This window comes from Alteromonas gracilis (assembly GCF_036870955.2).
GTDB lineage: Bacteria > Pseudomonadota > Gammaproteobacteria > Enterobacterales > Alteromonadaceae > Alteromonas > Alteromonas gracilis_A.
The window spans coordinates 870059-883487 of the sequence record NZ_CP145482.2 but is presented as its reverse complement, the minus strand read 5'-3'; the positions used below and the strand labels follow the sequence as shown (position 1 = coordinate 883487).

Below are 13429 nucleotides of genomic sequence, written 5' to 3'. Positions count from 1 at the left end.
TCTCATCAAAGAACAACGAGGCTTGATGTACACTCACTGTATCTTCTGGTGATTTATCTTCTGGCGTTTTGTCTTCAGGGTGTTTTATTTCTTTTTCGAGGGCCTCTTTTGGCGCGTCGTGTGACGATGCTTTTGGCATCTCGCTAGGCGCACTCGTTTGAACGCCTTGCTGACCATCAAGGTCTTCTTGATTGGTGTTGACCAACTCAACAGCGTCAGCAAATAAGTTGGATATTCGCGACATGCGCTCAGGCGCATCGTCAAAATTTTCAAGCTCAAGTCGTGCTTCGAACACCTCAGTGACTGACAGCTCGCTAAGCTGCACATTCTGCTTTTCAGATAAGCGCTTTGCTTGCTGTTTTCTTACCCGCTTAAGCTGCAAAATTTCAGCATGCTTACCGTCTAGCATTTGCTGAATGCGTTGCTGTAAGTCCGTCAGGTAGTCTTGAGTTTCAACCTCAATACACAGCCATACTGGCTGCGCTTCACTGGCGTTGGCAATGTCGTCAGACGTGGTAATTTTTTGCTCTATGGTGGCAAGGTCGCCCTTTATGACTTGCATAGCCTGAAAACGAGGCACCGATATTGTGGTTATCTCGGGGCCGTTTTCATCACTATCAAAATCCACCAGCACAACTTGCTTTTGCGTATTAAGCTCATCAAAACTTAGGGGAATTGGCGAGCCAGAGTAGCGAATATGTGCTTTCCCGGCCACTTTTTGTGGTCGATGAATATGACCTAACGCAATGTAATCTGCTTAAGCGGAAAGCCCGATGCGTCAAAACCTTCTAACGTGCCAATGTAAATATCGCGAACACTTTCTGACTGGCTTACGCCAAGTGCGGTTAAATGTCCCGTGGCAATAATAGGGATAGGTTTGTCACTTGCGCTTAAACTAGTTTCGCGCAGCGACAATGCCTTTTGGAACAAAGTGGCGTAATGTTGTTTTATGGCATCACCCAACGCTTGGCGTTTTTCAACGGCATCTTGCCCTGCGCTACTTATAATGACATCACGAGGACGAATAAACGGCACCGCACACAAGATGGCGCCGCAATTATTCTGGCCGTCTTTTAGCGCAATAACCTGGTCGTCGGCATCACCAAAGGTACTGGCGATAACGTGGCTGTTTAAGTATTTCAGCAACGCTTTGCTTTCGTTAAGTACAGATACGGAATCGTGATTTCCACCCAGTACAATCAGCGTACATTTCTTTGTTTGCAGCGCACCAATAAATTCATGGTATAGCTCGCGGGCATAACTTGGCGGTGTGCCCGTATCAAACACATCGCCTGCTACTATAAGTGCATCAACACTGTGCGTTTCAACTTCATTAATAAGCCATTTTAAAAAGGCCGCGTGTTCGTTCTTTCGGCTTTTGGTAAAAAAGCTTTGGCCAAGGTGCCAATCTGACGTGTGCAGTATTTTCATGTAGCAGAGAAACCAGGAATGTAGTGTAGAGAATTAGCGCATCAAGACGGTTAATGCCTTGCCTGTATGAACTATAGAGATTTTCTATTTGTGTGACAACGACCTAATGACATTAAGATGTATGGTTTTTGAATTAGAGTTTGGGAATTGATGTTTGAGGTTTGAAGCTTGGGTTTTAAAATTTGGGATCTTAGTGGCACTTACATCTTTATTGAAAATGATGTGCGCTATATTGAGCAAGCCATTGCCCATTCACGATGACTGCTGGTGAATGGGCAAGGTTACGAAACGCCAACTTATTTGCTGTAAGAAACGTTAGCAATAGCCTGGCTTTCAATATTTAGGTACTTTTTAATTGCTTCACTGTTTGCACCGTATTGGTCAACAAATTCAGCAACAGACATGCCGTTACACGTCATTTCGCTGGCAACATACTGCTTATCAACAGCAGACAGTTTAAGCTCTTTATGCAATTTCCATTTATTACCCGTAGCTGCAGCAACACAAAGATTTGAAGTAACAGAGTCATCTGCTGCCTCAATTTGTGTAGAGGCCATAGCAGCACCAGTGAACATAGTAGCAATTGCAACAGTAGCGATAGATTTTACAAGCGTTTTCATAGCACGATTTCCTTATTGGATGACATTGAGTAATGTTTAGTGAATGCACTTGTGTGCAATTTGCTAAACTTACTCAGTCTATTTCAATGACCGCGCCAACTTTTAATTACCCAAATAATTCAACAACTTAAATAAAAAACACCAAAAACAAAGCCAACATCACTCTGTGCCAAAAACCATCAAAATACGTTATTAACTAACATTTAGCGATTTTGACCACTACATTTTTTCGCCTTTGCAATGAACGTGAACTTGCTACGTACTTTGATAGATATTATCCCAATAATCGTCGAGTATTGCGCAAGCCTCACCCAATGGTTTTGCTTTAAATATGTCGCTTGATTGCGAAATAATATTCATACGCACAAGTTTGTTAAGGGCATCGGCCACGTCGAAATCGAGTACGCATTGGTGCTGCTGCATAAACCAGTGCTCAATTTTCTCGTCGAGTTCCTCTGCGCTAATGCCCGCGCTACCGAAGTTAAGTAAAAAAGAGTACGCCAACAGCGCCTCTTTACAATCCTCTTCTTCTGCAGCATCGATAAGGGTGTGAAAAACGCCCGCGTTGTTATCAAGATTTTTAAAATAGAGATTGTCAGACAAGGCTTTCATAAAGCGAATCTTTCTGTTTTTAAACTTTGTCCACTCTTTGAAAACAAAGCTTCCGAAGACGCCCATACCAATACCAAAGGTCATTAAACTTTGCGTAGTAAGCGTGACTTCTTCATCTCTTAACCCTAGCCAAAACGCCACTACAGACGCCATTAAAATAAGCGATGCACCAAGCTTAGTAACCAATACTACCGTGCCTCCTACTGCCGCCGATGCGCCAATAATCAGCTTATCTAGCGGTCTCATGCGCACTTCGCTGTTGGGAAACAGCATTTCCAAGTCTGCCTTTGGGACGTTCTGAAAAAGCTTCACTATGGTTGAACCGGGCGTAAAAGTGAGTGATTTTCGATTGTTTTGATTAAAGTAATCTGCGTCTTTAAACGTAATATATACCGCTACACGGTCGTAGTGCGTAAACTCAATTTTTCTTTTTCTCAGCCCCCACCACTGACGGAGTGTTTCGGTTCTAACTGACTCTCCACGTCGGTAAAATACAACATCTTCAAAATCGTCAAACTGCACTTCTAAGCGCACTTTAAATAACGACTCTTCATTAAGCGCTTCTCTTAGGTCTTCGTCAGTGACTTTCTCAAAATTTGCAGCGTCGAGCAGTTCGGCAAAGCCCGATGAAAACGCCTGTTTGCTTGCCTGTAAGTCAGTATGAGTTATCTGACCTATCACCCGAGTATCACGGTTGGGATCAAACAGCGCATAGTTATCTTTAAGGTGTTCTAATCGATTGTGATAATCGTAATGAATACGGCTCACCAAAAGCTTTGCGAACGTGTCGAATTGATTGGCATTCTCTGTATCTGGCCAATCAATCAGGTCTTCGCATAATGTAATAACGTCTTGCTTTCTAAAAGGAATGTAGCGTTCTCGCGTCATTGTATTTTTCTTATTCCCGAGCATTAACAAATGAGGTTATAGCAATGTGGTACAGCAAAGTTAGACTGAACTCAAGTTTCAGTTCCCGCTTTACGTCTAAGGTATAAGCCCTCTCACTTCATAGATATTCATCATTTTATGTGCATCACGATTTGGTATACTGCGCCGATGAGTTATCCCGTTCCCGTCAATCAGGTTGAAACCCTGTACGAAATTAAGAAAAGCAAGTTTATTGCTTTTGCTGCCTTTGCTAATTCTCGCGAAAGCGCCATGGCGCTGTTAGACAGCGTTAAACAACAATACCCGGACGCACGCCACCATTGTTGGGCCTATGTATTTGGCAGCCCTAGTATGCCCACTAGTGCAGCGATGGCCGATGACGGTGAACCGAGCGGCACTGCGGGGAAGCCTATTCTTAATGTGCTACAACACAAAGACATTGGCGACATTATGATTATTGTCACACGTTACTTTGGTGGCATTAAACTGGGTGCAGGCGGATTAATACGAGCCTATTCAGCCGCTGCACAACAAGCCATTGACGAATTAGAGGTGCGCCAAGAAGTTAGCTTAGAAGATGTGTTTGTTGAGGTTGATTTTAAGCATGAACAATTTGTTCGCCACTTGGTGGAACAGGCGACTGGCGAGATTGCACAGTGCGATTATTCACACTGTGTAGATATGCACGTAAAACTTCCAGCCACCGAAATAACAGGATTTAAAGCGCACATGGCACCTGTCGCGATGAGTGTAAAGTCGTCGCGCTGATATTACAGGTAATACTTAAATTTTCAGTCATTGAAAAGAACGACGTGAGCACTTGTTATATATCGCTCTCGTCAATGCTTATGTCTTCACAAACTCGCGGCAGAATGTCTTCAGTTAAACCCGTCAAGCAATTGTTGTAGTCTTTCGTGTGAAAAATCTTTGGTATTCGCACCGCTGATAATTTGTTGAATCCAAGACGCGAAATATGAAGTTCGGCTATACACTTCCTTAACTCCATATGTGCCGATATCACCACCCTCGACTCTTGAACTGATGCCGTAAACAACACCTAATTTATCTTTCAACCTATACGCAGGGCCGCCGCTATCACCACTACCGGAAACACCCTCTAGGGGCAATGCCTCGCTCCCCTTGTCAAAGACAAATTTTAAAAGAGGTCCTTTTGCATACGTAACGCTATTTTGAGCTTTTCGCATTTGCCCTTTGTTTTCATAGTTGTCTACAGTCTGCCCAGTTAGTCCGTTTCCTGTGCCTCCGATACCGATAAACCAAAGATTTTTATCTAGTTCGTTTGAGTCTGTATTGATAGCGAATGGAATGACATCCGCTACTGGTTCTCTTAACTTAATAAGGGCGATATCGTGACTTTTTCCCGCTTGATAATCTTTATGGATAAATACCTTTTCTACAGTAACCAGATTTTCATTAATCAAAATAGTCGAATTGGGGCTAACACAAAAAGTCGCGTGAGCTGCTGTGATTATCCACGAAGGCGCAATAAGAGTCCCGTGTGCTCCATCAAAGTAAAAAGTGGCCAATTGAGGAATAGTATTTTTTTGAACCTTGTACTTTTCATCTGATACATCATGCCTAACTACGATGGCGCACGCGAAAGAAGGTAAACAACAAAGAAGTAGTAACAGGTATCTCATAATCTCTCCATGTATTCTTGAGACTAATCAAAAGCATTCCTAATGTCTTATCTTTGATTGCTATCTAAGAATGCATTTATGGTCGCTTATAGCAAATTTGATTACAACTGTAATCCAAAGAACAAAATTAAACAATGATGCTACCTCTAAACACAAATCTATAGTTCATATCTGTTCGGCATACTCACAAGATTGCCGCTCTAGCACGAGAAAACTAAAGACATCTACTCTAAGCACAGTGATGAGTTTTGTTCCATCAGAGGAGGCCAGCTATGCTTGGACTTTGTTGTTGAAAATGTAGATGTCTCTTAAAGTAGAAAAGCAGCCATGTGGCTGCTTTTTTACTTGTCGTATTTACTATTCGTACATGTCTTGTTACTTAACGTAACCCTCGTTGGCTTTCACCGTCAGTGGATGATAGCCCGGCTTCGCTTCTTCAAACGCACGTTTTGCAAAGGCTTTACCTTCAGGTGTTTTTGACAGTTCGCTATAAAGCGGCTTAACCAACTTATTGCGACCAATAGTCACTAAGTAGCTATACAAACGTTCAAAGGCAGGTTGGTAGTTGTTCTCAACCGCAATCATAAGCCAGCTGTGCGCTATTTCATTGTTTTGCGTTGACGTGAGTGAAAATGCAACATCAAGTTCTGCAAGCTGCTCCGCACTTAGTGACTGCGGCATGTTGTTAAGGAAATACAACCATTCATGCACTGTCCACTTCGCAGTATCAATATCAGCCGCTTCTACTTCACCTACTAGCCATGCATTTCGCGTGGTGTCGATGTTTACAAAGGCATCTGATTCTGGCTTTGGCGCACCTTCTGGAATACCCGGTTCAAATATCCAGGTATTGATACGCTCGGCATCCAGCTTATCAGGATACTGTTTTAGCAACGTATCTTCTAAGTAAGTGATAAAGGTGTCGGTTGTAATGCTTTTGAATGCGAAGTCTTTAAAGTATTGCATTAGGAATGCATCAAAGTTTTCGCGACCAATCTTGTGCTCAATTTCACGTAAGAACAACGCGCCTTTTTCGTAAGGAATATTTGAAAATACGTCGTCTGGATTACGGCCGCGTAGGTCGATTGCCAGTATCTCATCGTTGGCGTCTAGCGCAGCAACATCATTTTGTAAGTCTTGATACCCCAGTACCGCTTCTTTTTTGAAGCGATCATGACCATAGATCATTTCCATAATGCGATAGGTTAGATAAGTGGTGAAGCCTTCGTTTAACCACAGGTCGCGCCACGTCGCGTTGGTTACAGTATTGCCTGACCAGCTGTGTGCAAGTTCATGTGCAATCAACGATACTAGGCTCTTATCACCAGCGATAACGGTTGGGGTGATAAACGACAAACGTGGGTTTTCCATACCACCAAATGGGAAAGAAGGAGGAAGAATTAAAAGATCGTAGCGATCCCATTGGTATGGACCATATGTTTCTTCGGTCACTTCTAGCATGGCTTCCGTATCTTCGAATTCTTTTGCCGCACTCTCTAATAATGCGGGCTCAGCGTACACGCCTGTGCGCTCGCCCATAGCTTTAAACTCTAGGTCACCAATAGCTAACGCAATAAGGTATGACGGAATAGGCTGAGGCATAGTGAATTCGTACTCACCGTCGCGCTCTGTTGTTGGATCATTTGAAGCACTCATTACAGCCAATAACGATTTCGGCGTTCTTATAGTGGCATCATAAGTAACGCGTACTTGCGGTGAGTCTTGAAGTGGAATAAAACTACGCGCATGCACGGCTTGTGCTTGGGTAAATAAGAAAGGATGCTGCTTGCCCGCCGTTTGAGCTGGTGTTAGCCACTGCACGCCTGACGCCTCTGGTGATGTCGCATAAGAAACGGTCACGCTATCTACATTGTCAGGAAGCGTAATTGACAGCGGTGTACCTAAATCTTCGTCGACGTCACCCATTTTAAAGGCAATGTCACTACCTTCTGCCGTTACCCGTTTTATGTCGAGAGCTCGCGTATCAAGTATTAGGATATTATTACTGGGCTCAGCGCGCTCAACGTCTAACGTTACTTCGCCAATAAGCTGTTTAGTATTAAAGTCTGCCGTAAGGTCAAGACTCAAGTGTTTTACGCGAACCTCTGTGGGATTGGCAAACGAGTGATAATCGACACCAGAGGCAATATTAGCCTGTGCTTGTGCGGTACTTTCAGCTGCATTAGTTGTTTGTTGAACGTCACTTTTATCTGCTGTTTGCACTTGAGATGCGACGTCGCTGCTTTCGCTGCATGCGAAAAGTGCTGGCAGGCTAACACACGCTGCCAGCAATCCGTATTTATTCATATGGCTTCCTAAAGGTAGTGATTACATGCGCTATATTATCAAGCCTTTAGAAATCACGCGAATACTAGGCTAGTGAAATATCAACTTCAATGTTGCCACGAGTAGCATTCGAGTAAGGACATACTTGGTGCGCAGTATCTACCAGCGTTTGAGCTTGCGCTTTGTCCATGTCACCTAAATCTACTGTTAGCTTCACTGCAATAGCAAAGCCTACTTCGATTGGCCCAATTGATACGTCGCCCGTTACGCTAATGTCATCGGCTAATTTTATCTTTTGTGATGCTGCAACGTGTTTTAAGGCACCAATGAAACATGCCGAGTATCCTGCTGCAAACATTTGCTCTGGGTTAGTACCTTCACCATAAGCACCGCCAAGCTCTTTTGGTGTAGAAAGTTGTAGTGACAATTTGCCATCACTTGATGAAGCAGTCCCCTCACGACCACCAGTTGCCGTTGCAGTACCTGTATATACGACTTGTTGAAGTGTGTGCATAACGCTCTCCTTTGATTAAATAACGCTGTGTTTTTTCTTCCGCGCGTTTCGCTGCGTTAGATCAACACAATAAATACTTTGCATGCAAAATAAATTACCATCATCCCGACTTGAAGATCAAGTACTTTGTATGCAAAATATAAAATGTATCGTTAAGAGAGCCATTGCCGTGTCAGAATTATTAAAGTTAGAAAACCAGCTTTGCCATCGGTTTTATACCTTGTCGAATGCTTTTACCCGAGCCTATCGACCTTTGCTGAAAACCCTCGATGTAACCTACCCTCAGTACGTTACGCTCATGGCACTATGGGAAAATGACGATATTACTATTGCGGATTTGTTGGACGTCACTGATATCGATGGCGGAGCCATGTCACTAATTTTGAAAAAGCTTGAATCTAAGGGCTTTTTGAATGTGGTTAAAGACGACGCGGACAAACGCGTGCGTAAGGTACGACTTACCAATGACGGTAAAGCCAAAAAAGCGGTTGCCGAAGAGGTTCCTACGCAAATGCTGTGCAAACTACAGGGCATGAGTGCAGAGGAAAGCCGAACGCTGCGCGACTTGTTAGATAAATTAGGCGGTTGCTTTGCGCGCTCTGAAACAGATACTAACCAGTAAATTGTCACCGCTTTGTCATCGCATTCTGTGTTGAGTTTGCTATTATTAGGCCATTGAGCGAACAAGTGTTCGCTAAAAAGCAATGTTACTTATGGTGACATCGCCATTACAACGCTTAGCAAAACCAGTGGAGCACGTATGATCACTTCAAATACTTTGACGGAAGGCGCCAACGCCGCCAAAGAAAAAGCGAAGCAAATTCCCGCTAAGGCTTACTCTGTGTTAGAGGAGTGGCTTAACAGTATTAGTCATGGACTTGGTTTTGTCGCTGCCATTGTGGGCTTGGTGTTTATGCTTTATCGAGCAGACAATGCGTTAGAAATGACCACCGCTGCCATTTATGGCTCAACCTTAATATTGATGTTCCTAAGCTCTACGCTCTACCACGCTATATCACACCAAAAAACAAAAGGCTGGCTTAAGCTTTTTGACCACAGTGCAATATATTTATTGATAGCAGGCACTTACACACCTTTACTGCTTGTATCCATCGGAGGTGTACTTGGCATTACCATGACCGCGATAATTTGGTCCTTAGCCATTGCAGGCGTCGCGTTCAAGCTCATTGCACAACATCGCTTCCCTAAAGTCTCTGTCATGACGTATTTGTTGATGGGCTGGATAGCATTAGGGCTTATCTACCCGCTGTACATGGCTTTACCGGGGGCAGGACTATGGCTATTGGTAGCTGGCGGCCTGTGTTTTAGTGTGGGCGTATGTTTTTACGTTGCCAAGAAAGTAAAGTACACTCACGCCATATGGCATTTGTTTGTAATAGGTGGCTGCAGCTGTCATTACTTCTCTATCTACTATTATGTAGTGTGAATGCTTGAATAATCACCTTTTGAAGACTTAAGAAGTGAGTATTGCTTGGTGGAATCATCACAAAACACATCAATTCAACAGCCCCAAATAGCCTGGTTTTCACTGCGTGCTGGGAAGATATGTTTAGGAAAAAAGCCTACCGATGATGTATATCCGCGTTTAAAAGACTTGGGTGTTACCCATTTGGCAACGGTACAAACCAGCGAAGAAGATGCGCCTAGAATTCGAGATGGGGCGTTGGCTGCAGGTTTAGAATGGCTGTGGGTACCTTTCTTACACCCTTCTGCAAAATCGCCTACTGAGGATGTACATTTACACCAGTATTTGCATGAACTCTCACAAATGTTAACGGAAGGCGCTCGAATTTATTTGCACTGTGATGGCTCTCAACATAGATGCAGCTTGTTGTTCTACGCACTATGCCATTACTGCCGCGTTCCCTCTAACAGCGCTTATGGCGCGCTGCATAGTTTTGGCGCCAATGCAGCAAATAACTTGTTGCGTTCAGAATTAGCATGGGCAGCGGAACTAGGTCACACTGCCCCAAGAGTTTAACTACCGTTCAATTAAAAGCTATATACGTCTGCATTAGCAAGTAGCTTGTTTGCGTCTATCTTTTCTTGGACACATTTAACGATGTCAGTACGAGTAAAGACGTAAATTCTGTCTTTGCGTTTATTATTGCTGTCTGTATCAAAATCTTTTAATACAACGCTTATATGCTCGCTGTCTGGTAGACCACGTAAACCAGAACCAAAGCGACAGAGTGTATCGCTCATCCCCACCTCAAAACCCGCCAGAAAGCTTTTATACGCTTGAAGCTGTTTTTCTTTGCGCTCAGCCACCTTTTTTTCCTGCTCTTTCTCTAACGCTTTAAGCTCTTCTTTCATTGATTTTGCTTGGGCTTCAACTTTGGCTAGTTTTTGCTGGGACATCTCTTTCTCTGCCAATAGCTCCTTTTTTCTCTCTTCATCGGCATGGCGAAGTTCAAAAGTAATATCGCGTAGTTCACGTTCAGCCTCTCTCGCTTCCCATGCAATCTCTCTTTGCATTGAACGCAAGTCACGAGCTCGTTCATGGCTTTCTGAGAAAGCTTGTGCAAACCGCGTGCTGGTCGCATCGGCATACGCTTCCCACTCCCGTGCACTTTCAAACACAATATTCTCAATATCATCAATTGAACCCGTTAAATTAGGCGTCGGAGGCTCAGGTGGTGCTGGCGGCGTCATTACCACGAAACCTTCTACCATGTTCTCAATATCCCTAATCCAATTTCCACTTTGTCCTCGCACTGATAGCGTAAACAAAGCACCTTGTCCGGCAAGATAACTGGTTTCGATATTGCTGACGCGCCAGTTCTCTGAGTTAACATTTTGGCGTAGAGAAGTTTTTAGTACCCCAGACATTATTTCAAGTTCGTTAGCTAAGTCGTCGTATTTCTCTGAACTTTGCGCCAAGGCTAGGTTACTGAGCTGTGCAAAGTAACAATGCTGTAAGTAAGCGTTTCATAGTTTCACCTGCATGTATTATCAAAAGCGTTAGTCTTTTAACTAAGGCTGTGGATTGTTAGCTGAGTCATTAGTTGGATAGCCAGCTGATTGGCCTCCATCTGCGTTGTTGGGCATTAGCACTGCGCTGTACCCAATTTCAATATCATCAATTTCGTCTTGGAGCCTGCTGAATTGTCTCGCGTAGAATCGCTGATCATCGATACGCTGGTCATTTATAAACTTGAGCAATTCAGCGAAATCTTCTTTGCGTTCCTCTCGGCTTGAAGCCAACAAATACTGGGTCAGCTCAGCACTACTTTGCTGCTGCTGAGTAGATAAAGCCTGCGCGTATTCTTTAAACAGTGATTGATTTGCCTGCTGATAATACTCTCGCTGTTCACCAAGGGCTTCTGCGACCTTCTTCGCCACAATTGCATCGACATTTTCATCATCAACAGCACGTGAGAAGGTAAGCGCGATGCCATTGTCACTAAATGAAAGCTGTGCGCCGCTCAATACAACGACCATTGCACACGCGGACATCGCCATGGCCATACCCGATAAAGAAAACCAACGAGCGCTCCGTTCCCTCTTATTACCGTTGAAAAACGTCGCCTCTTTATTCCATTGTGGTACGGGTGGCGCTGCAAAATTTTCTGCAAACGCATTGAGCATTTTGCTGTTTTCGACACGGTCGGCAAATTCGCTATCAGTATTCAAAAGCGCATCAAAAGCTTCCTGCTGCTGCGCTGTTAATTTACCGTCAATGAAGGCGGCCAATAGCGCCTCTTTTTCTTGTAAAGTCATGGTTCTAACTCCAACTTTAACTTTGCCAATGCTGCATATAATCGTGACTTAGCAGTGTTTGTTGATATATCCATCTGCTGGGCAATTTCTTCAAATGTAAAATGTCCGAAAAACTTCAACTCCACTACAGTTTTTTGACTTAAGCTCAACGTTTGCATGGCTTGCGTCAGTGCACGACTTTCATGATCGCTGTTCAGCTGCATTTCTGGACATGGCACTTCACTAACGGCATCAGGAACATCGTCAATATCAGCATGCGGCCTGCGCTTTCTGTAAAGCTCCACACAGCGGCAGTGCGCTATGCGATACAGCCAACTTTTGAAGCTACCTTCGCCTTTAAAGCACGCGAGGCTGCGAAACACAGAGATAAATATCTCCTGCATTAAATCTGCGGCATCATGACTATTTCCCGTCATACGAAGCCCATATTGGTACATCGCAGACTCATACCGAGAAATAAGCGTAAACCACGCTTTCTTGTTTCCTTTTAATGCCTGTTCCACGAGCTTTTCATCTCGTTTTGTAAACACGGTGTTCCCCGTTTTGTGTTCTATTTGTTTAACTTAATCATTAAGTCGAAGGTGTTGGCAAAAAAGTTTGTCTTTTTTCGTATTTTTTAAAATTGTGGCCGAGATAGATGAAATATGGCTATTTCCATTTGCAGAAAACGGGCGGAATTGACACTAACGAAAGGGATCAGAAGCGGTGCGTATTTCTGCGCACCGCACGTTGAGAGTAAGTTTGTGTAGGCTATTTCAGCGTTGGAATAGGCAATAAAGGGGATATTATTTCTCCAATGCGACGAAACAGCTGCATACGTGTGGTACCTGATCGCCACACTAAACCAATTTCTCTAAACCCTTGCTCTTCGGCGGGATAACTTTTTAAGCCGGTATGTTCTAGTATTGACTGATTTAGCGCAAGCTCTGGTAAAAAGGTGTACCCCATTTTGCTGTTTGCTAATTGCACAAGGGTATACAGACTACTTGCAGCAACCTTACTAATTTGATCGCTATGCTGCAGGTTACAGGCACTCACTGCGTGTCCCGTCATGCAGTGTTCCTGCTGAAGCAAAAAAATACTCTTTTTAGGAAGCGTAGAAATATCCACAGGATTAGGTAATTTTTCCGCCATCTCCTCATGGGCAATAAGATGAAAAGGGTCGTGACCCAGCACCATTTGTTTGCAGCCAGGTGTATCCATTGGCAATGCCAAAATCAGTAGGTCTAAGCGACCGTCAGTAAGCTGCTGTAACAGCTTTTCCGTTGTGTCTTCCTGCATTTCCAAATTAATTTCTGGCAAAAAGGCAGAGAAAGCTCCCATCATGCCCTCAAAAAGAAACGGTGCAATGGTAGGAATAACACCCAGCTTTAGCGTGCCTCGCTGCCAATTACTAAGCATTTTGTGCATACTCAACAAGCTCGCCAGCCTCTTGTAATAGCACCTTACTGCGCTCTACGATATCTAAGCCAAGCGAAGTAAATACAAATGTTTTGTGCTCGCGCTCTAAAAGTTGACTACCAAAGTGTTCTTCAAGATTCTGAATTGCAGTGCTCAATGTTGACTGACTCACATTGCAGCGCTGTGCTGCTCTGTGGAAATGCTGTTCTTGATGAAGCGTAACTAGATAATGCAAATGCTTTAGATTTGGCCACTTCATAGGCTTCTCACTG

12 protein-coding genes and 2 pseudogenes are annotated in these 13429 nt (G+C 43.8%); 4 read left to right on the top strand and 10 right to left on the bottom strand.

Annotated features, from left to right (window positions below; genetic code table 11):
• Positions 1-175 precede the first annotated feature (175 nt).
• The 3 genes and pseudogenes from sbcD to V6N89_RS04285 form a co-directional block, all read right to left on the bottom strand.
• Positions 176-1431, bottom strand: a pseudogene (sbcD, locus tag V6N89_RS04295) (exonuclease subunit SbcD); the annotation flags it as partial.
• Positions 1432-1727: 296 nt separating this feature from the next.
• Entirely contained in the window at positions 1728-2051 is a 324-nt protein-coding gene (locus tag V6N89_RS04290) for a DUF3718 domain-containing protein (protein ID WP_159623839.1), read from the bottom strand.
• A 255-nt stretch (positions 2052-2306) separates the two neighbouring features.
• Positions 2307-3551 (bottom strand): TMEM143 family protein, encoded by a 1245-nt coding sequence (locus tag V6N89_RS04285; protein WP_338516490.1) that lies wholly within the window; start codon positions 3549-3551, stop codon positions 2307-2309.
• A 168-nt stretch (positions 3552-3719) separates the two neighbouring features.
• Here V6N89_RS04285 and V6N89_RS04280 point away from each other — a divergent pair, with 168 nt between their 5' ends.
• Positions 3720-4319: a YigZ family protein gene (locus tag V6N89_RS04280; protein WP_338516489.1), complete on the top strand. Its 600-nt coding sequence runs from the start codon at positions 3720-3722 to the stop codon at positions 4317-4319.
• A gap of 110 nt (positions 4320-4429) precedes the next feature.
• Here the strand turns inward: V6N89_RS04280 and V6N89_RS04275 are convergent, their stop codons facing one another.
• The 3 genes from V6N89_RS04275 to V6N89_RS04265 all read right to left on the bottom strand — a co-directional run bounded on the left by V6N89_RS04275 (position 4430) and on the right by V6N89_RS04265 (position 8012).
• The gene (locus V6N89_RS04275; RefSeq protein ID WP_346993452.1) at positions 4430-5212 is read right to left on the bottom strand and encodes a trypsin-like serine protease; all 783 of its coding nucleotides are present in this window, start codon (positions 5210-5212) and stop codon (positions 4430-4432) included.
• A 375-nt stretch (positions 5213-5587) separates the two neighbouring features.
• The gene (locus tag V6N89_RS04270) at positions 5588-7519 is read right to left on the bottom strand and encodes a M1 family metallopeptidase (RefSeq protein ID WP_346993451.1); all 1932 of its coding nucleotides are present in this window, start codon (positions 7517-7519) and stop codon (positions 5588-5590) included.
• Between the two features lie 64 nt (positions 7520-7583).
• Positions 7584-8012, bottom strand: coding sequence for an organic hydroperoxide resistance protein (locus V6N89_RS04265; RefSeq protein WP_338516487.1), 429 nt, complete (start codon positions 8010-8012; stop codon positions 7584-7586).
• Positions 8013-8181: 169 nt separating this feature from the next.
• Here V6N89_RS04265 and V6N89_RS04260 point away from each other — a divergent pair, with 169 nt between their 5' ends.
• The 3 genes from V6N89_RS04260 (at position 8182) to V6N89_RS04250 (ending at position 10014) form a co-directional block, all read left to right on the top strand.
• Entirely contained in the window at positions 8182-8634 is a 453-nt protein-coding gene (locus V6N89_RS04260) for a MarR family winged helix-turn-helix transcriptional regulator (protein WP_338516486.1), read from the top strand.
• A gap of 138 nt (positions 8635-8772) precedes the next feature.
• A complete protein-coding gene (trhA, locus tag V6N89_RS04255; protein ID WP_338516485.1) occupies positions 8773-9459 on the top strand; it encodes a PAQR family membrane homeostasis protein TrhA in 687 nt (228 codons plus the stop codon).
• 48 nt (positions 9460-9507) lie between these two features.
• Positions 9508-10014: a hypothetical protein gene (locus tag V6N89_RS04250; protein WP_338516484.1), complete on the top strand. Its 507-nt coding sequence runs from the start codon at positions 9508-9510 to the stop codon at positions 10012-10014.
• Between the two features lie 11 nt (positions 10015-10025).
• Here V6N89_RS04250 and V6N89_RS04245 read toward each other — a convergent pair whose 3' ends face one another.
• From V6N89_RS04245 to V6N89_RS04230, 4 genes and pseudogenes are all read right to left on the bottom strand, one after another.
• Positions 10026-10916, bottom strand: a complete 891-nt coding sequence (locus tag V6N89_RS04245) for a hypothetical protein (protein ID WP_338516483.1) — start codon at positions 10914-10916, stop codon at positions 10026-10028.
• 93 nt (positions 10917-11009) lie between these two features.
• Positions 11010-11756 (bottom strand): anti-sigma factor family protein, encoded by a 747-nt coding sequence (locus tag V6N89_RS04240; protein ID WP_338516482.1) that lies wholly within the window; start codon positions 11754-11756, stop codon positions 11010-11012.
• Positions 11753-12286: an RNA polymerase sigma factor gene (locus V6N89_RS04235; RefSeq protein ID WP_338516481.1), complete on the bottom strand. Its 534-nt coding sequence runs from the start codon at positions 12284-12286 to the stop codon at positions 11753-11755. The genes V6N89_RS04240 and V6N89_RS04235 overlap by 4 nt, the downstream gene beginning before the upstream one ends.
• Positions 12287-12506: 220 nt before the next feature.
• Positions 12507-13416 (bottom strand): annotated as a pseudogene (locus V6N89_RS04230) (LysR substrate-binding domain-containing protein).
• Between the last annotated feature and the right edge of the window lie 13 nt (positions 13417-13429).

What these genes read in the sequence shown, in the direction of transcription:
- V6N89_RS04290 (WP_159623839.1), bottom strand. Translation starts at nt 2,051, where the DNA reads ATGAAAACGCTTGTAAAATCTATCGCTACTGTTGCAATTGCTACTATG.
- V6N89_RS04285 (WP_338516490.1), bottom strand. Translation starts at nt 3,551, where the DNA reads ATGACGCGAGAACGCTACATTCCTTTTAGAAAGCAAGACGTTATTACA.
- V6N89_RS04280 (WP_338516489.1), top strand. Translation starts at nt 3,720, where the DNA reads ATGAGTTATCCCGTTCCCGTCAATCAGGTTGAAACCCTGTACGAAATT.
- V6N89_RS04275 (WP_346993452.1), bottom strand. Translation starts at nt 5,212, where the DNA reads ATGAGATACCTGTTACTACTTCTTTGTTGTTTACCTTCTTTCGCGTGC.
- V6N89_RS04270 (WP_346993451.1), bottom strand. Translation starts at nt 7,519, where the DNA reads ATGAATAAATACGGATTGCTGGCAGCGTGTGTTAGCCTGCCAGCACTT.
- V6N89_RS04265 (WP_338516487.1), bottom strand. Translation starts at nt 8,012, where the DNA reads ATGCACACACTTCAACAAGTCGTATATACAGGTACTGCAACGGCAACT.
- trhA (WP_338516485.1), top strand. Translation starts at nt 8,773, where the DNA reads ATGATCACTTCAAATACTTTGACGGAAGGCGCCAACGCCGCCAAAGAA.
- V6N89_RS04240 (WP_338516482.1), bottom strand. Translation starts at nt 11,756, where the DNA reads ATGACTTTACAAGAAAAAGAGGCGCTATTGGCCGCCTTCATTGACGGT.